This is a genomic window from Sphingosinicella sp. YJ22, from assembly GCF_011320075.1.
Classification (GTDB): Bacteria; Pseudomonadota; Alphaproteobacteria; order Sphingomonadales; family Sphingomonadaceae; genus Allosphingosinicella.
The window spans coordinates 1-16,875 of the sequence record NZ_JAANPA010000034.1 but is presented as its reverse complement, the minus strand read 5'-3'; the positions used below and the strand labels follow the sequence as shown (position 1 = coordinate 16,875).

Below are 16,875 nucleotides of genomic sequence, written 5' to 3'. Positions count from 1 at the left end.
TCAGCCCGAACGGATCCCGGGAGTAAACCGAAGCCTCAGATTTCGCGCGGTTCCTTGGCGACTTCCCAGGTCTGGCCCTTGGACACCAGCGCCTGGAGGTCGGCGGGCTTGCCTTCGCTCAATGCGCGGTTCTGCTCGATGATGGCGCTCTCGAAGGTCGGCGCCGGATCCTCGTAGAGGACGCCAAGAGCGACCGGCCAGCCCTGACCGACCGGCATCTCGACGAGCATGTGGGCGACGCCGCGGTTGTGCGGCTCGTGGACGATCACCTCGGCGCCCTGCCAGTCGCCGTCGATCACGTCGACGATCTTGAGACAGAGGCGCTCGCGGTCGAGCGTGATGCCCTTGGTGCCGCTCGCGAACAGCATCGGCTGCCCGGCCTCCAGCCACAGCTGGTTGCCGGCATTCTCCTTGGCGGTGAACGGCGCGAAGACGTCGTCATTGTAGACGATGCAATTCTGGTAGATCTCGACGAACGAGGCGCCGCGATGGGCGTGCGCGGCCTTCAGCACCGCCGGCAAATTCTTGTGAACGTCGATGCCGCGCGCGACGAAGCGCGCGCCCGAGCCGAGCGCGAACGCCGACGGGCTGACCGGCCGGTCGACCGAGCCGAACGGAGTCGAGGGCGAGCGCGTGCCGACCCGCGAGGTCGGCGAATACTGGCCCTTGGTGAGGCCGTAGATCTCGTTGTTGAACAGCAGGATCTGGCAGTCGAGGTTGCGGCGCAGCACGTGCATCGTGTGGTTGCCGCCGATCGACAGCGCGTCGCCGTCGCCGGTGATGATCCACACGTCGAGCTCGGGATTGGCGAGCTTCACCCCGGTCGCGATCGTCGGCGCGCGGCCGTGGATCGTGTGGAAGCCGTAGGTCTCCATATAATAGGGAAAGCGGCTCGAGCAGCCGATGCCCGAGATGAACACGGTCTTCGACGGATCGACGCCGATCTCCGGCAGAGTGCGCTGCACCGCCTTCAGAACGGCATAGTCGCCGCAGCCGGGGCACCAGCGCACCTCCTGGTCGGTGGCGAAGTCCTTCGCCGTCAGCTTGACCATCTCGGTCATCACATCAGCTCCACAGATAATAGATCAGCACGACGACCACGGCGAGCATCGCGACGAGCGGGATCAGGCGGGGCGGGTTCATGCCAGGGCCTCGTCGATGGCGGTTTCGATCTCGCGGATCTTGAACGGCTGGCCGGAGACCTTGGTCAGCGGTCGGCAATCGACGAGATACTGATCGCGCAGCAGCGTCTTCAACTGGCCGTTGTTCATCTCCGGCACGATGACCTTGCCGAACCCGCGCAGAAGCTCGCCGAGATTGGTCGGAAGCGGCCAGATGTGGCGGATGTGGACGTGGGCAACGTCGAGGCCGCGGGCGCGGGCGCGGCGAACCGCCTGGGCGATCGGGCCGTAGGTCGAGCCCCAGCCGACGACGGCGAGCGCAGCGCCGGCCTCGCCCTGCTCCAGCCCCTGCGGCGGAATCGAGTTGGCGACTCCGAGCACCTTGTCGGCCCGGATATCGGTCATCGCCTGGTGGTTGGCGGGGTCGTAGTCGATGTGGCCGGTGCCGACATTCTTCTCGATGCCGCCGATGCGGTGCATCAGGCCCGCGGTACCCGGCTTGATCCACACGCGCTTAAGCTTGTCGTCGCGGGCATAGGGATTGACCGCCTCGCCCTCGCCGAGCGGCGCGTCGTGGAAGGCAACGTCGAAGCGCTCGAACGTGGTCGTGTCCGGCACTTTCCACGGCTCGGCGGCATTGGCGATATAGCCGTCGGTCAGCAGCATGACCGGGGTCATGTACTGGACCGCGATCCGGCACGCCTCGATCGCGCAGTCGAACGCGTCGGCCGGCGAGCGGGCGGCGATCACAGGCATCGGCGCGTCGCCGTTTCTGCCGTAAACTGCTTGATATAGGTCCGACTGCTCAGTCTTCGTGGGAAGTCCTGTCGACGGCCCGCCGCGCTGCGAGTTGACGATGACGAGCGGAAGCTCGGTCATGATCGCGAGGCCCATCGCCTCGGTCTTGAGCGCGATGCCGGGGCCGGACGACGAAGTGACGCCAAGGCTTCCCGCGAAGCTCGCGCCGATCGCGGCGCCGATCGCGGCGATCTCGTCCTCCGCCTGGAAGGTGACGACTCCGAATTCCTTGTAGCGCGCGAGATGGTGGAGGATCGCGCTCGCCGGGGTGATCGGATAGCCGCCGAAGAACATCGGCAGGCCGGCGAGCTGGGCGCCCGCGACGAGGCCGAGCGAGATCGCCTCCGCGCCGGTGACGGTGCGGTAGAGGCCCGGCTCGGCCGGCGCCGGATCGACATGATGCTGCTTGAGCGGCGAGCCGATCTCGGCGGTCTCGCCGAAGGCGTGGCCGGCGTTGAGAGCGACGATATTGGCCTCGGCGAGCTGCGGCGCCTTGGCGAACTTGGCCTTGAGCCAGTCCTCCACCGGCTTGCGGGGCCGGTCGAACATCCACAGCGCGAGGCCGAGCGTCCACATGTTCTTGCAGCGCAGGGCCTCCTTGTTGCCGAGGCCGAACGGCTTCACCGCGTCGAGGGTGAGCTGCGAGATGTTGAACGGGACGACCTGCCACTTGGCGAGGCTTCCGTCCTCGAGCGGGTTCTGCTCGTAGCCCGCCTTGGCAAAGTTGCGCGCTCCGAACTCGCCCTCGTCGACGATGATCAGGCCGCCGAGCTTGAGCGCGTCCACATTGGTCTTCAGCGCCGCCGGGTTCATCGCGATCAGAACGTCCGGCTCGTCGCCCGCGGTGTCGATCGTCGCAGATCCGAAATTGATCTGGAAGGCGGAGACTCCGAAGGTCGTGCCCTGAGGCGCGCGGATCTCGGCCGGGAAGTCCGGGAAGGTCGCGAGGTCGTTGCCGGCGAGCGCGGTCGACAAAGTGAACTGGCTTCCGGTCAGCTGCATGCCGTCGCCGCTGTCGCCCGCAAAGCGGACCACCACGGCTTCGGGGACATCGCGGGCGTGATCTTCAGAGGTAACGAACTTGGTGGCGGTCGCCATGAAAGAAATGTCCAGCTTTCGGTTCTCGGGCGCCTCCGTGCGGCGCGGCCGGTGTGGCGTCAAGGTAGCGTTTCAGAGCCGAACCGCAACCTGAGGGCCGGCATATGCCGCTGCCAGCGTCAGGATAGAACGCACATGACGGCGTGCGATTTCCGTCAGGTCCGCATTATAGCCCCCGCCGGGCGTGCTTGCGAGCGGAATGGCGCGTGATCGGGCCAGCGACGCGACAAATGTGTCGCGCCGGTCGATGCCGTCCTGGCTCAGCGCCAGCCGGCCGAGCCGGTCGTCGGCAAGCGGGTCGACTCCGGCCTGGTAGAGGATGAGGTCAGGCGCGAAATCGTCGACCAGCGGCACCAGATGATGCTCGAGCAATTGGAGATATTCCGCGTCCTCGACTCCGTCCGGAAGCGCCACGTCGAGGGTCGATCGCGCCTTGCGAACCGGGAAGTTGCGTTCGGCATGGATCGAGAAGGTGGCGATGTCCGGATGACCCGCGGTGAGCGCGGCGGTGCCGTCGCCCTGGTGCACGTCGCAGTCGACGATCAGCACGCGGTGCGCCTCCCCTTCCCCCACCAGCCGCGCCGCGGCGAGCGCAAGATCGTTGAACACGCAATAGCCCGCGCCGGTGTCGTGAAGCGCGTGGTGGCTACCGCCGCCCGTGTTTGCGGCGAAGCCCCGCTCCTTTGCCGCCAGCGCCGCCGCATAGGTGCCGCCCGGAACTAGTTGCGAGCGCAATGCCACCGGCGGCGTGACCGGAAAGCCGATCCGCCTTTCCTTGGAGGCCGGCACCCGCGCCTCGACGACCTCCGCGACATAGTCCGGGCAATGCACCGCGCGCAGCCAGTCGAGCGGCATGGGCTCCGGCTCGATCCACTCGATCTCCTCCCCGCAGCCGAGGAGCGCATCGCGGATGAGCGCGTTCTTGTTGGCCTTGGGCGTGGGCGCATAGGCCGCCGGCAGCACATAATCCGGATGATGGACGACCGCGATCACCGCCCCTAGTTAGTGCCCTTTCCTCTCCCCGCCCACCCGACGGAGACTTGATGAGCGAGCCTTTCGTCCGCCCCGACGTGCGGACCTTCCTCAGTTACGTGAACGCGCTGCCCAACCAGAAGGCGTATCAGATGCCGCTCGCCGACGCGCGCAACCTGCTCCACGCCTCGCGCCACGTCGCCGACGCGCCGGTCGGCGAGCTGGCGGTGATGCGCGACCTGGTCATGGAAGGTCCGGGTGGCCCGCTCCGGCTGCGCCTCTACGATGCGCGCGAGACGCGCGAACCGGGGCCGCTGATGGTCTTCTACCATGGCGGCGGCTGGGTGCTCGGCGACCTCGACACCCATGAGCCGTTCTGCGCCGAGGTCGCGCGGCAGATGGACTTGCCGGTGGTCGCGGTCGACTATCGCCTCGCCCCCGAGCACCCCTTCCCCGCCGGAATTGACGACGCCATCGCCGCGGCGCGCTGGCTGGCCGGGAGCCCGGAGGCGCTGGAGCGGCAGGTCACCGGCCTCGTGCCGTTCGGCGACAGCGCCGGCGGCAATTTCGCGGTGGTCGTCAGCCTGTGCCTGCGCGACGACCCCGCAGCGGTGCCGGTCGTCGCGCAATGGCCGATCTACCCGGCGAGCGAGCCGACGCGTCGTTACCCGTGCCGCGATCAGTTCGGCGACGGCTTCCTGCTGAGCAGCGGAAGCATGGACTGGTTCGACAAATGCTATGCCGGCGACAAGGCGGACTGGCGCTTCGCACCGCTCGCCAAGGACCAGGCGGGGATGCCGCCGACCCTGATCACCACCGCCGGCCTCGACCCGATCCGCGACCAGGGCCGGGTCTATGCCGCCGCGCTCGTCCAGGCCGGGGTCGACACAATCTACCTGGAAATGCAGGGCACGGTTCACGGCTTCATCAACCTGCGCCGCGCGCTGCCGTCCGCCAACGACGACGTGGCGCGGTCGGTCGCGGCTCTGAAGCTGCTTGTGGAGAAGGGGCGATGAAGGATCTCAGCGAATATAGCTACCGCCCCGCCGCCGGCATCATGCTGGTCAACCGCGAAGGGAAGATCTGGGTCGGCCAGCGGCTCGATAGCAAGCTCGAGGCTTGGCAGATGCCGCAGGGCGGACTCGACGAGGGCGAGGACGCCGAGGACGGCGCGCTTCGCGAGCTTGAGGAGGAGACCGGCATCAGCCGCGGCCTGGTCGAGATCGTGACGCGCTGCCCGCACGAGCTCACCTACGACCTGCCTGAGGACCTGATCGGCGTGGTGTGGAAGGAGAAATGGCGCGGCCAGCGCCAGACCTGGTTCCTCGCCCGCTTCCTCGGCGAGGACGATGACGTGAACCTGCAGACCCCGGACCCCGAATTCCGCGCCTGGCGCTGGGCCGACGTCGACGACCTGCCGGCGATGATCGTGCCGTTCAAGAAGAAGCTCTACGAGGAGGTCATCGCGGCCTTCCGCGCTCATCTCTAACCGGCGGGTGGTGGAAATCCGCCATTTCGCCCGCTAGAGCCCTGCCGCATGGGGGAACTCACCAGCCTCGAAGCCGCAGCGGTCGAAGCGGCTCGCGCCGCGCCGATGCTGGACCAGGTGCAGACCTGGGCGGCAATCAACAGCGGCTCGCGCAATCTCGACGGCCTTGCGACGATGGCCGGGCTGCTCGCCGGCGGTTTCTCGAAGCTCCCGGGGAGCCTGACCCTGGTCGACGCCGCGCCGGTCGAGACGGTGCGTGCCGACGGGCACACCGCGCCGCTGGACCATGGCCGCAACCTCCATCTCAAGGTCCGGCCGGAGGCTCCGCTGCAGCTGCTCCTCACCGGCCATTACGACACCGTCTTCGCCGCCGATCATCCATTCCAGCAGGTGTTCTGGCGCGACGACGGCGTGCTCGGCGGGCCCGGAGTCGCCGACATGAAGAGCGGGATCGCGGTCATGCTCGCCGCGCTCGAGGCGGTGGAAGAGTCGCCGCTCGCGAACCGGATCGGCTACGAGGTCGTGCTCAACAGCGACGAGGAAGTGGGCTCGCCCGGATCGGCGGCGCTGATCGCCGAGGCGGCGCGCGGCAAGCACGCGGCGCTCACCTACGAGCCCTCGGCACTGCCCGACGGAACGCTTGCCGGCGCCCGCCCAGGAAGCGGCAATTTCAGCATCGTCGTTCGCGGCCGCTCGGCCCATGCAGGACGCAATCCGGAGGAAGGCCGCAACGCACTGGTCGCGGCCGCCGACATCGCACTCCGGCTCGCCCAGGCGCGAGCACCCGGGTTCAAGATCAATCCCGCGAAGATCGACGGCGGCAGTCCCAACAATGTCGTTCCCGACCATGCCGTGCTTCGGGTCAATCTCAGACCCACAACGCCCGCCGACCAGGACCATGCCCAGCGGCTGATCGACGAGACCGTCGCCGCGGTCGCCGCCGCGCATGACGTCGCCATCCACGTCCATGGCGGGTTCGGCCGTCCACCCAAGCCGATGACTCCCGAGGCCAAACGCCTGTTCGAGCTCGTCCGCGACTGTGGCCGCGACCTCGGCCAAAGCATAAGCTGGCGCGACACCGGCGGGGTGTGCGACGGCAACAACATCGCCGCCTGCGGCGTGCCCGTCGTCGACACGATGGGCGCGCGCGGGGGCGCCATTCATTCTCCGGAGGAATTTCTGATCGTCGACAGCCTGGGCGAGCGCGCCGCCCTTTCCGCCCTCACCATCCTCCGCCTCGCCGAGGGTCGCCCGTGAGCTACCGAGTCCGGCCCGCGCGCGGCGACGATTTCGCCGCCATCTACGAAATGGCCAAGCTGACCGGCGGCGGCTTCACCAACCTGCCCGCGGACAAGGCGGCCCTGGTCGACAAACTCGCCCGCTCGCAGGAAGGCTTTGGCAAGGCCGAGGACGCGCCCGGCGACGACCTCTACATGTTCGTGCTGGAAGACCCCAAGGAAGGCGTCATCCGCGGCACCTGCCAGGTGTTCGGAATGGTCGGCCAGCGCCAGCCTTTCTACTCCTATCGGGTCAGCGCGCTGACCCAGCATTCGCCGGAACTGAACCGCACCTTCCGCGCCGAGATGCTGACGCTGTGCACCGATTTCGAGGGTGCATCGGAGGTCGGCGGCCTGTTTCTCCATCCGGCCGCCCGCGCCGGCGGCCTCGGCATGCTGCTCGCGCGAAGCCGCTATTTGTTCATGAAGCTTCACCGCGCGCGCTTTACCGAGCGCGTGCTCGCCGAGCTTCGCGGAGTCATCGACGAGAAAGGCGGCTCGCCTTTCTGGGACGCGATCGCCGGGCGCTTCTTCGGCATGACGTTTCAGGAAGCGGACTCGTTCAACGGGGTCCACGGCACCCAGTTCATCGCCGATCTGATGCCCAAGACTCCGATCTACACCGCGATGCTGCCCGAAAGCGCGCGAAGCGTGATGGGCGTGCCGCACCCGTCCGGCCGCGCCGCGATGCGCATGCTGGAGGCGGAAGGCTTCCGCGGCGACGGCTATATCGACATCTTCGACGGCGGCCCGACCATGGCCGCGCCGATCGACCAGCTGCGCACCGTGCGCGAGTCGAACGAGCTGACCTTCGCCGGCACGCATGACGAGGGCGGCACCACCATGCTGGTCGCGGCCGGACGGCTCGATGACTTCGCGGCCGCCTGGGGCAAGGTCCGAATCGACGGCGACCGGGCGACTCTCGACGCGGCGACCGCCGAACTGCTTGGCATCGAACCGGGCCAGACGTTCCTCGCGGCCGCGCGCTGATGCTGGCCGAGATCAATTTCGACGGGATCATCGGGCCGAGCCACAATTATGCCGGGCTCAGCCACGGCAACATCGCCTCGACCATCCATCTCGGCGACACCTCCTATCCGAGGCGGGCAGCGCTGGAAGGCGTGGCGAAGATGCGCGCCAACGTCCGCCGCGGCCTCGCCCAGGGCATCCTCCTGCCCCACCGGCGCCCCAACACGGACTGGCTGGCGACCCTGCAGACCGACGTGGCCGGCGCCTCCGAGCCGCTGCGCGCGGCGGCCTTCTCCGCCTCGCCGATGTGGGCGGCCAATGCCGCGACCGTCTCCCCCGCACCGGATACCGGCGACGGGCGCTGCCACCTCACCGTCGCGAACCTGCGCACCATGGCGCATCGAAGCCACGAATGGCCGGAGACGCTGGAACAGCTGAAGCTCGCTTTCGCCGACCAGCGCCATTTCGAGATCCACCCGCCGGTATGGCCGGCGTTCGGCGACGAGGGGGCGGCCAATCATATGCGCCTCGCCCCGCGGCATGACGCGCCCGGCGTAGAGGTGTTCGTCTACGGCGTGCGCGGCAAGGCCTTCCCTGCGCGCCAGCATGTCGAGGCGAGCCACGCGGTGGCCCGCTTTCACGGGCTGGACCCCGACCGCACCCTGTTCGTGCAGCAATCTGAAACCGCGATCGGCGCTGGCGCCTTCCACAATGACGTGGTCGCGGTCGCCAACGAGACGGTCCTGTTCGCCCACGAGCAGGCGTTCGACGACCGCCACGCTTTTCATGCCGACCTACGTCGGCTGCTGCCGCAGGTCGAGATCGTCGAGGTGCCCGCGGACCGGGTCAGCCTCGCCGACGCCGTCAGATCCTATCTGTTCAACGCCCAGCTGGTGACTCTTCCCGAGGGCGGCATGGCGCTGATCCTGCCCGAGGAAGCGCGCGAGACGGCGCCGGTATGGGCGTGGCTTCAGGAGATGGTCGCCGGCAACGGCCCGATCCGCGAGCTGATCGTCGTCGATGTACGCCAATCCATGGCCAATGGCGGCGGCCCCGCCTGCCTGAGGCTTCGAGTCGTCGCCGATCCCGCCACCATCGACCCGCGCTTCCTGGTTGACGAGGCGAAGCTCGACCGCATCGCCGACTGCATCGAGCGCCACTGGCCGGAGGCGATCGCCCCCGCCGACCTCGTGGATCCCGCGCTCGCCGAACAGGTCGTGCGAGCACGCGCCGCGCTTCTCGACCTGCTGGACCTCGCCGTCCTCGCCTGAGCGGAACCGGGCTTCGCCGCGGACGGTTTTCAGCGGCGAAAGGAGTTCGCCATGCCCGCCAAGTCAGCCGCCCAACAGAAGGCCGCCGGGGCCGCGCTGTCGGCCAAACGCGGCGACACCCCGAAGAGCAAGCTCAAGGGCGCGTCGAAGCAGATGGCCGGATCGATGACCGAGAAGCAGCTCGAGGAGTTCGCCTCGACCAAGCGCAAGGGCAAGCCCGAGCACGCCGGCGACTGACAGGTCAGCCCGGCGGCGGGATGCTTCCGGGGCCGCGGCCCGGCCAGCTTTGCAGCGGCGATTCCTCCTCGCCCTCGACCGGCGAGGTGTCGGCTTCGCTCGCCGGAACGTGCGTGTCGCCTTGCCCGCGGCCCTCATCCTCGGGGATGATTCCGGTGCCCTCCTCGCTGGCGGGGATCGACGGATCGCGCTCGGTGACCCCGTCGGCGCTGGTCGGCGTACCCTCAATCGACTTCGGATCGGCCATCCGCTCACTCCTCTCCCGCCTGCAACGATGCAGGCGAGAGAGCGGTTGCCTCAGGGAGTCTTGCCGCCTGCCTGGTTCGACGCGACCGCGGCCTGGGCCGGAGCGCCGAGACGGACGAGACCGTCGTCGACGTGCAGTCCGCCACGCTCGACGAGCAAATACTGATAATTCGATTCGTCCTCGCGGGTCGTCGCAGGGATGTCGCCTTCCAGGCGGAAGTTGCGGCGCAGATAGGTGGCGAGCTCGCCGGCGCTGATCACGCGGTCGCCGTCCTGGTCCGCCTCGCCCGACAGGCCGGTGCGCAGGTAATAGGACAAATAGCCGCCCGCCTCGAGCCGCGCCGCGACCAGGCTGGTCAAATCCTCCTCGGAGCTGAACAGGCCCATCACGTTCGGCCGGTTGACGAGATTGCGGAAGCCGCCGCTGTAGCAGCTGTCGATCGCGACGAGCACGGTGCGGCCGTTGAGCCCGTCGATCAGCGGCTCCAGCTGAACGTCGGTCATCGCGGCGTCGTAGAGTTCGATCGTCTCGGCCCGCCCGTCGAGTTCGCGGGCGCTGCGCGGGACGTCGACCTGGTCGCCATGCCCCGAGAAGAAGAACATGACGAGGTCGTTCGGCCCGGCGGTCCGTGCCGCCCGCTGAAGCGCCGCGCGCACCGCTTCGGTGGTCGCCTGGGCGTTGGTCAGCGCGATGCTCTGCGGATGGAGCTGGCCGTTCTGGCGAAGGGCCGCGAGCAGCTCGGTGGCGTCGCCGTCGGTGTGCGGAAGGTCCGACATGCGCTCATAATCGGAAACCCCGACCGCGACCGCGAGCACGCGCGGTCCGGCCTGGACCCCGGCATGGCGGGGATTGGGCGTGCCCGGCTCGATGCTCAGGCGATACTTGCCCGTCGCATTGGCCGCGTAGGAGGTGACGGTGACGACATAGTCGCCATCCTCGGCGAGCACCGTGTCGATGCGGCTGTTGGTGCTGACGTCGCCATTGTCCTGGCTGTCGTCGTTGCTCTGGGTCGCGCCGTCCGGCCCCTGCAGGTTGAGCACGGTGTCGAAATCGGGCGACCCCACGCTGACCCGCACCCGATCGCCGCGGCGGGCGGTCAGGCGATAGCGATCCTGGAACTTGTCGTCGCCGAAGCGAAGGTCGTCGCGATCGAGGCGGCCGTTGACCGTGCTTCCGAGCGCGATCGCCATCGCCGGCTGGGGCGCCTCGGCGCGCTCGCCGGCGGCAGGCGCCGCGGCGGCGAGGCGATAGGCGCCCATCGCGCCGGGCGAGAAGCTGGTCGCCGAGACCCGGTAGCTGCCGTCCTCGGGCAGCTCGATCACCAGGCGGCTGTTCAAGGTCTCACCGCGGCCATCATCGTCGTTCGACATGACATAGCCGCCGGGGCCGGTGACGAGCAGATAAGGGTCGAAATCGTCCGAGCTCAGGTTGAGCTCGATGCGTTGCCCGCGCCGGCCGTCGATTCGGTAGACGTCCTCATATTTGCCGGAGCGGCGCTGGGTATCGAGCGGAGTCAGCTCGCCGGCATGGCCTTGGCCAGTCGCCAGCGGCAGCACCGGCCGCGGCGGTCGGTTCGGCTGGGCGGCGGCAGGAAGGCTGAGCGACAAACCAAGCGCAGTGGCAATCAACAAGGCGGCAGCACGCATGACGATCCCCTCTATCCCATACGACGAAGCGAGTTGTGCCGGCGGCGAACTGAACGGCAGCAAAATGCGATCGACAGCTTTTTGAAAGCGACCAAGTAGCCGGATTAGCCGTGGTCGGCAAACACGCTTGGTGTGCCCGAACGGTCGACCAGCAGGGTCTGGTAGGGCTGACGGACGTTGCCGCGTTCCATGCCCGGCGAGCCGATCGGCATGCCTGGCACGGTGATGCCGAGAGCGTTCGGCCGCTCGGCGAGCAGGCGCTGGATGTCGGCGGCGGGGACATGGCCCTCGACGAAATAGCCGCCGATCTCGCCGGTGTGGCAGGAGCGCAGTTGCTCCGGCACGCCGAGCCGCAGGGCGATCGGCTCGAGATCGTCGATCTCCTGCACCTCGACCTCGAAGCCGTTCTGGCGAAGGTGCGTGACCCAGTCGCCGCAGCAGCCGCAGGTCGGGCTCCTGTACACGCGCACCAGCCGCGGCGGCTGCTCGGCGGTGCTGCACGCGATCAGCCCCGCCGCCGCAAGGCCCAGAAATCCGCGCCGTCCGATGTTCACGTCACTGCCTCCGCGTCAAACCAAGCCCGGGAGTGCCCCATCGGCGCCCAAATGTCGATGCCGGGGCCGCTACCCACAGCCCCGATGCGGCCTGCTCTTTCCATGGCGCAGAAATTCGCGCATGATCGCCGCATAGTTGGTTTGGTTCCCGCGTGTTCGGGAGGTCCAGGTCAGGCTCTTCCGGTCCGCGGGGCACCCCAGGGGGCTCCGCATGTATGTGGCGATCGGAATAGCGCTGCTTGTAGTCGGGTCGATCCTTTTCCACCTGTTCAGTCCATGGTGGATGACCCCGATTGCGTCCAACTGGGGCTCGATCGACACCGCGCTCGAGGTCACGCTCTACATCTGCGCGATCGCCTTCATCGTCCTCAACCTGTTCATGGCCTGGGCGATCTGGCGCTACCGGCACCGTCCCGGCAACGTCGCCCATTACGAGCCTGAGAACGCCAAGCTCGAGAAGCGCCTGACCCTGTGGACCGGGGTCGGCATCGCCGCGATGCTCGCGCCCGGCCTCATCGCCTGGCACGAATATGTCACCGTCCCCGACGACGCCGCGATCGTCGAGGCGACCGGCCAGCAATGGCAGTGGGCGTTTCGCTATCCAGGACCGGATGGAGTGCTCGGGGCGGCCGAGGTCGCCCATATCAATGCGGACAATCCGTTCGGGATCGACCCGCGCGATCCCTATGGCCGCGACGACATATTGATCGAGACCAACGAGCTGCACCTGCCGCTCGGCCGGCCGGTCAAGATGGTGCTTCGGTCCAAGGACGTGCTCCACGATTTCTACGTGCCGCAGTTCCGCGCCAAGATGGACCTGGTGCCGGGCATCGTCACCTATTTCTGGATGACTCCGACCGTGGCCGGCAGCTTCGACATTTTGTGCGCCGAGCTGTGCGGCGTCGGCCATCACCAGATGCGCGGCACCGTCGTGGTCGAGCAGCAGGCCGATTTCGACCGCTGGCTCGCCGAACAGATGACCTTCGGCCAGGTGCTCGCGGAGGCGGAGGCGCGCGGGGTGCGGCTCGCCGATGCGGCGCCGGCAGCAAGACCGAGCGGGAGGGCAGCGCACTGATGGCGACGATCGCAGACGACCTGACGCCGCTTCACCACCCCAAAACGTGGATCGGCAAATATGTGTGGAGCCAGGACCATAAGGTCATCGCGATCCAATATGCGGTGACCGCGGTCTCGGTCGGGATCCTGGCCCTGGTTTTGTCCTTCCTGATGCGTTTGCAGCTCGGCTTCCCCGGCGAGTTCCAGTTCATCCAGCCGGACAACTACCTCCAGTTCGTCACCATGCACGGCATGATCATGGTGGTGTACCTGCTCACCGCTTTGCTGCTCGGCGGGTTCGGCAACTATCTCATCCCGCTGATGGTCGGCGCCCGGGACATGGTGTTCCCGTTCGTCAACATGCTGAGCTACTGGGTCTATCTCCTCTCGGTGATCGTGCTGGTGGCGAGCCTGTTCGTGCCCGGCGGCCCGACCGGCGGAGGCTGGACGCTCTACCCGCCGCAGACCATCCTCGAGGGCACGCCGGGCGCGAGCTGGGGCATCATCATGATGATGGCGAGCCTCGCCATCTTCATCGTCGCCTTCACCATGGGCGGCCTCAACTATGTCACCACCGTCCTTCAGGCGCGCACCCGGGGCATGACCCTGATGCGGATGCCGTGCAGCGTGTGGGGCATCTTCGTCGCCTCGATCATGGGCCTGCTCGCCTTCCCGGCGCTGTTCGTCGCCGCCGTGATGACCATCCTCGATTCCGTCGCCGGCACCAGCTTCTTCGTTCCAACGATCATCTCGATGGGCGAGCAGACCGGCCACGAGGGCGGATCGCCGATCCTGTTCCAGCACCTGTTCTGGTTCTTCGGTCACCCCGAGGTCTATATCGTCGCCCTGCCCGCCTTCGGCATCGTGTCAGATCTGATCAGCGTCCACGCCCGCAAGAACATTTTCGGCTACCGGATGATGGTGTGGGCGATCGTGATCATCGGCGCGCTGTCCTTCTTCGTGTGGGCGCACCACATGTATGTCAGCGGCATGAACCCCTATTTCGGGTTCTTCTTCGCGACCTCGACGCTGATCATCGCCATTCCGACCGCGATCAAGGTCTACAACTGGCTGCTCACCCTCTACCGCGGCGACATCCACCTCAGCGTGCCGATGCTGTTCGCCATCGCCTTCCTGTTCACCTTCATCCATGGCGGCCTCTCCGGCCTGTTCCTCGGCAATGTCAGCGTCGATGTGCCGCTGTCCGACACCTTCTTCGTGATCGGCCATTTCCACATGGTGATGGGCGTGTCGCCGATCCTGGTGATCTTCGGGGCGATCTATCACTGGTACCCCAAGATCACCGGCCGGATGTGGAACAACACGCTCGCCCGCGCGCATTTTTGGATCACCTTCCTCGGCGCCTACGCGATCTTCCTGCCGATGCATTATATCGGCATGCTCGGCGTGCCACGGCGCTATTATGCGCTGGGCGAGACGATGTTCATCCCGGACTCCGTCCACTACGCCAACATGGGCATTACCATCGCCGCCGGCTTCGTGTTCGCGGCGCAGTTCCTGTTCTTCACCAACATGATCTGGAGCCTGTTTCGCGGTCCCAAGGCCGATCCCAACCCATGGGGCGCCGCCTCGCTCGAATGGCACACTCCGGACACGCCGCCGGCGCACGGCAATTGGGGCGACAAGCTGCCGACGGTCTATCGCTGGGCCTATGATTATAGCGTTCCGGGGGCGCCGCGCGACTTCGTGCCTCAGAACGAGCCGCCGCCCGCCGCCGGACCCGGGGACGTGAAGCCATGAGCCTGGTCTCGCGCCTCGCCGAGAAGAGCTGGGAGACTCCCGGCGCCAGCCCCGCCGTGGGCGGCAGCGACCGGCCGCCCGCGGCGAAAGTGGTGCTGGTCCTCTATTTCGGCGTCGCCGCGGTCCTGTTCGGCCTCGTCACCTCGGCCTATCTCATGCGCATGGGCATGCCCGGCATGGGCCATGGCGAGATGGGCGGCTGGCGCCCGCTCGCCGAGCCGCCCTTGCTGTGGGCCAACACCATTACGCTGTTTCTCGCCAGCTTCGCCTGGGAAGCGGCGCGGATCAGCGCCCGGCGCGGGCGGCAAGCCGGCATATGGGCCTTCTCCGCCGGGCTGCTCGGGATCATCTTCCTGATCGGCCAGCTGATGCTGTGGCGCGAGCTCGTCGCAGCCGGGCACGGCCTTCGCGACGACCCGGCGGCCGCCTTCTTCTACCTGATCACGGCGCTCCATGGCGTGCACGTGCTCGGCGGCCTCTATTTCTGGGCGCGGGCGCTTCTCGGCCTCGGCGCCGGACCGGGGGTGGCGCTGAGGATCCAGCTGACCGCGACCTATTGGCACTTCCTGCTGTTCGTTTGGCTGGTGATGTTGGGGCTGTTCGTGGCGACCTGACGAGGAGACGTCTGGCATGTCGACGGTAGTGCGTACCGACGCGGACGAAACCGCCATGGAGCGTGGCGGCCCGCCCCAGGCGCTTCGCGACCTCACCGCCGACTGGGCCGGCGACCAGGAGGCCTTCTGCCAGGTCCATTGGGGGAAGGCCATGATGTGGATCTTCCTCCTCTCCGACACCTTCATCTTCTCCAGCTTCCTCGTTTCCTACATGACCATGCGCTCGTCGGTGACCGCGCCCTGGCCCAACGCCAGCGAGGTGTTCGCGCTGACCCTATTCGGCCAGTCGATCCCGCTCATCCTGATCGCGATCATGACCTTCGTGCTGATCAGCTCGTCCGGCACGATGGCGATGGCGGTCAACTTCGGATACCGGCGCAACCGCAAGGTCACCGCGGCCTTGATGTTCGCCACCGCCATCCTCGGCGCGACCTTCGTCGGCATGCAGGCGTTCGAATGGACGAAGCTGATCCACGAAGGGGTACGCCCCTGGGAGAATCCGTGGGGCGCGGAGCAGTTCGGCGCCTCCTTCTTCATGATCACAGGCTTTCACGGCCTCCACGTCTCCGCCGGCGTGATCATGCTTCTGATCGTCGCCTCGAAAGTGCTGCGCGGCCATTACGAGCAGCGCGGCTACGCGGCGGTCGAGATCGCCGGCCTCTACTGGCACTTCGTCGACCTCGTCTGGGTCTTCATCTTCGCTTTCTTCTATCTGTGGTGAGAGCCTGCTTATGAACCACGCGCCCGGCCATGACGTCGCCCATAGCGAAGCTCCCGCGCTCGCTCACGACCATGCCTCGCCGCCTATCGCCCTCTACCTGAAAATCTGGGGGCTTCTGTTCGTGCTCAGCGCCCTTTCCTATGCAGTCGACTATTTCCAGGTGGAGGGCGCGCTTCGCTGGATCCTGATCATCACCTTCATGCTGCTCAAGGCAGGACTGATCGTGGCGATCTTCATGCACATGGCGTGGGAGCGGATGGCGCTCGTCTACGCGATCCTGGTGCCACCGCTGGCGCTCGGAACGCTCGTCTATCTGATGTGGGTCGAAGCGGACTACACCTTCTGGACGCGCATCCTGTTCCTTGGAGCCGGCGGATGAAGCGCGACTTCTGGGAGCGCAGCAAGGTCTGGGCGGCGGTCACCCTCGCCTTCGGTACGCTCGGCTTCTGCTTGTGGTTCGGATCCTGGGCGATGCCGATCACCTATCCCGAGCAGCGCGGCTACCCGATCGAGGGCGTAGCGCCGATCGACCTCGCCAGCGCCCAGCGCAACTGGCCGGGCGGCGAGGCGCGGCCCGGCGACCGCGAGATCCTGCTCGGCTATGTCCGCGACCTCGAGGCCGGACGGGTGACCCTGCCGCAGAGCGCGCAGCAGGCCGCCGGCCCCGCCGCGCCGGTCGATCTCGGCACCCTTCTCGCTGGCGCCGATGCCGGCCGCGGCGAGCGCACCGCCCAGGTGTGCATGTCGTGCCACACGTTCGAGGCCGGCGGGCCCAACCGCACCGGTCCCAACCTCCATGGCGTCGTCGGCCGCGCCTATGCGTCGCACGGAGGTTTCAACTATTCCCCCGCCCTGGCCGGCGCCGGCGGCCGCTGGACCTACGAGGCCCTCGACCAGTTCCTCGCCAGCCCGGCCCGCGCCGTGCCGGGCACGCGCATGGCCTTCGCCGGCCTGAGGAACCCGCGCGACCGCGCCCACCTCATCGCCTATCTGGCGCGCGTCTCGCCCGGCGCCCCGCCCTTCCCGGCCCCGGCGCCGGCCCCC

Annotated in this window: 18 protein-coding genes; 12 read left to right on the top strand and 6 right to left on the bottom strand. The window is 67.6% G+C overall.

Going from position 1 to position 16,875, the window contains the following annotated elements:
• Nucleotides 1-35 precede the first annotated feature (35 nt).
• The 3 genes from G7B71_RS12000 to G7B71_RS11990 form a co-directional block, all read right to left on the bottom strand.
• Nucleotides 36-1,061: a 2-oxoacid:ferredoxin oxidoreductase subunit beta gene (locus G7B71_RS12000; RefSeq protein WP_166041186.1), complete on the bottom strand. Its 1,026-nt coding sequence runs from the start codon at nt 1,059-1,061 to the stop codon at nt 36-38.
• Nucleotides 1,062-1,139: 78 nt separating this feature from the next.
• Nucleotides 1,140-3,017: a 2-oxoacid:acceptor oxidoreductase subunit alpha gene (locus G7B71_RS11995; protein ID WP_166041184.1), complete on the bottom strand. Its 1,878-nt coding sequence runs from the start codon at nt 3,015-3,017 to the stop codon at nt 1,140-1,142.
• A gap of 72 nt (nt 3,018-3,089) precedes the next feature.
• Complete coding sequence (locus G7B71_RS11990) at nt 3,090-4,010, bottom strand: histone deacetylase (RefSeq protein ID WP_166041183.1); 921 nt, start codon at nt 4,008-4,010, stop codon at nt 3,090-3,092.
• Nucleotides 4,011-4,060: 50 nt separating this feature from the next.
• Between G7B71_RS11990 and G7B71_RS11985 the strand changes: the two genes are divergently transcribed.
• Genes G7B71_RS11985 through G7B71_RS11960 form a run of 6 tightly spaced genes read left to right on the top strand, consistent with a single transcriptional unit; the run spans nt 4,061 to nt 9,232 of the window.
• Complete coding sequence (locus tag G7B71_RS11985; protein WP_166041180.1) at nt 4,061-5,005, top strand: alpha/beta hydrolase; 945 nt, start codon at nt 4,061-4,063, stop codon at nt 5,003-5,005.
• Nucleotides 5,002-5,478 (top strand): RNA pyrophosphohydrolase, encoded by a 477-nt coding sequence (locus G7B71_RS11980; protein ID WP_166041178.1) that lies wholly within the window; start codon nt 5,002-5,004, stop codon nt 5,476-5,478. The genes G7B71_RS11985 and G7B71_RS11980 overlap by 4 nt, the downstream gene beginning before the upstream one ends.
• A 48-nt stretch (nt 5,479-5,526) precedes the next feature.
• The gene (locus G7B71_RS11975) at nt 5,527-6,735 is read left to right on the top strand and encodes a hydrolase (protein ID WP_166041177.1); all 1,209 of its coding nucleotides are present in this window, start codon (nt 5,527-5,529) and stop codon (nt 6,733-6,735) included.
• Nucleotides 6,732-7,745 (top strand): arginine N-succinyltransferase, encoded by a 1,014-nt coding sequence (locus G7B71_RS11970; protein ID WP_166041175.1) that lies wholly within the window; start codon nt 6,732-6,734, stop codon nt 7,743-7,745. The genes G7B71_RS11975 and G7B71_RS11970 overlap by 4 nt, the downstream gene beginning before the upstream one ends.
• Nucleotides 7,745-8,995 (top strand): N-succinylarginine dihydrolase, encoded by a 1,251-nt coding sequence (locus tag G7B71_RS11965; RefSeq protein ID WP_207774783.1) that lies wholly within the window; start codon nt 7,745-7,747, stop codon nt 8,993-8,995. Before G7B71_RS11970 ends, G7B71_RS11965 begins: the two co-directional genes overlap by 1 nt.
• A 51-nt stretch (nt 8,996-9,046) precedes the next feature.
• A complete protein-coding gene (locus G7B71_RS11960) occupies nt 9,047-9,232 on the top strand; it encodes a DUF3008 family protein (protein WP_166041173.1) in 186 nt (61 codons plus the stop codon).
• Nucleotides 9,233-9,236: 4 nt separating this feature from the next.
• Here the strand turns inward: G7B71_RS11960 and G7B71_RS11955 are convergent, their stop codons facing one another.
• The 3 genes from G7B71_RS11955 to G7B71_RS11945 all read right to left on the bottom strand — a co-directional run bounded on the left by G7B71_RS11955 (nt 9,237) and on the right by G7B71_RS11945 (nt 11,679).
• On the bottom strand, nt 9,237-9,479 hold the full coding sequence (locus G7B71_RS11955; protein WP_166041171.1) for a hypothetical protein: 243 nt from the start codon (nt 9,477-9,479) through the stop codon (nt 9,237-9,239).
• Nucleotides 9,480-9,529: 50 nt separating this feature from the next.
• The gene (locus G7B71_RS11950; RefSeq protein WP_166041169.1) at nt 9,530-11,125 is read right to left on the bottom strand and encodes a caspase family protein; all 1,596 of its coding nucleotides are present in this window, start codon (nt 11,123-11,125) and stop codon (nt 9,530-9,532) included.
• A 104-nt stretch (nt 11,126-11,229) separates the two neighbouring features.
• Nucleotides 11,230-11,679, bottom strand: coding sequence for a DUF411 domain-containing protein (locus G7B71_RS11945; protein WP_243406228.1), 450 nt, complete (start codon nt 11,677-11,679; stop codon nt 11,230-11,232).
• Between the two features lie 211 nt (nt 11,680-11,890).
• Between G7B71_RS11945 and G7B71_RS11940 the strand changes: the two genes are divergently transcribed.
• The 6 genes from G7B71_RS11940 to G7B71_RS11915 form a co-directional block, all read left to right on the top strand.
• Nucleotides 11,891-12,754: a cytochrome c oxidase subunit II gene (locus G7B71_RS11940; RefSeq protein ID WP_166041168.1), complete on the top strand. Its 864-nt coding sequence runs from the start codon at nt 11,891-11,893 to the stop codon at nt 12,752-12,754.
• A complete protein-coding gene (locus G7B71_RS11935; protein WP_166041166.1) occupies nt 12,754-14,496 on the top strand; it encodes a cbb3-type cytochrome c oxidase subunit I in 1,743 nt (580 codons plus the stop codon). The genes G7B71_RS11940 and G7B71_RS11935 overlap by 1 nt, the downstream gene beginning before the upstream one ends.
• The gene (locus tag G7B71_RS11930) at nt 14,493-15,110 is read left to right on the top strand and encodes a cytochrome c oxidase subunit 3 (RefSeq protein ID WP_166041164.1); all 618 of its coding nucleotides are present in this window, start codon (nt 14,493-14,495) and stop codon (nt 15,108-15,110) included. The genes G7B71_RS11935 and G7B71_RS11930 overlap by 4 nt, the downstream gene beginning before the upstream one ends.
• 16 nt (nt 15,111-15,126) lie before the next feature.
• On the top strand, nt 15,127-15,831 hold the full coding sequence (locus tag G7B71_RS11925; RefSeq protein WP_166041162.1) for a heme-copper oxidase subunit III family protein: 705 nt from the start codon (nt 15,127-15,129) through the stop codon (nt 15,829-15,831).
• Between the two features lie 10 nt (nt 15,832-15,841).
• Nucleotides 15,842-16,210 (top strand): cytochrome C oxidase subunit IV family protein, encoded by a 369-nt coding sequence (locus G7B71_RS11920; protein ID WP_166041160.1) that lies wholly within the window; start codon nt 15,842-15,844, stop codon nt 16,208-16,210.
• Nucleotides 16,207-16,875 (top strand): cytochrome c family protein (locus tag G7B71_RS11915; protein WP_207774782.1); only part of this gene is annotated, 669 nt, incomplete at its 3' end. The genes G7B71_RS11920 and G7B71_RS11915, both read left to right, overlap by 4 nt.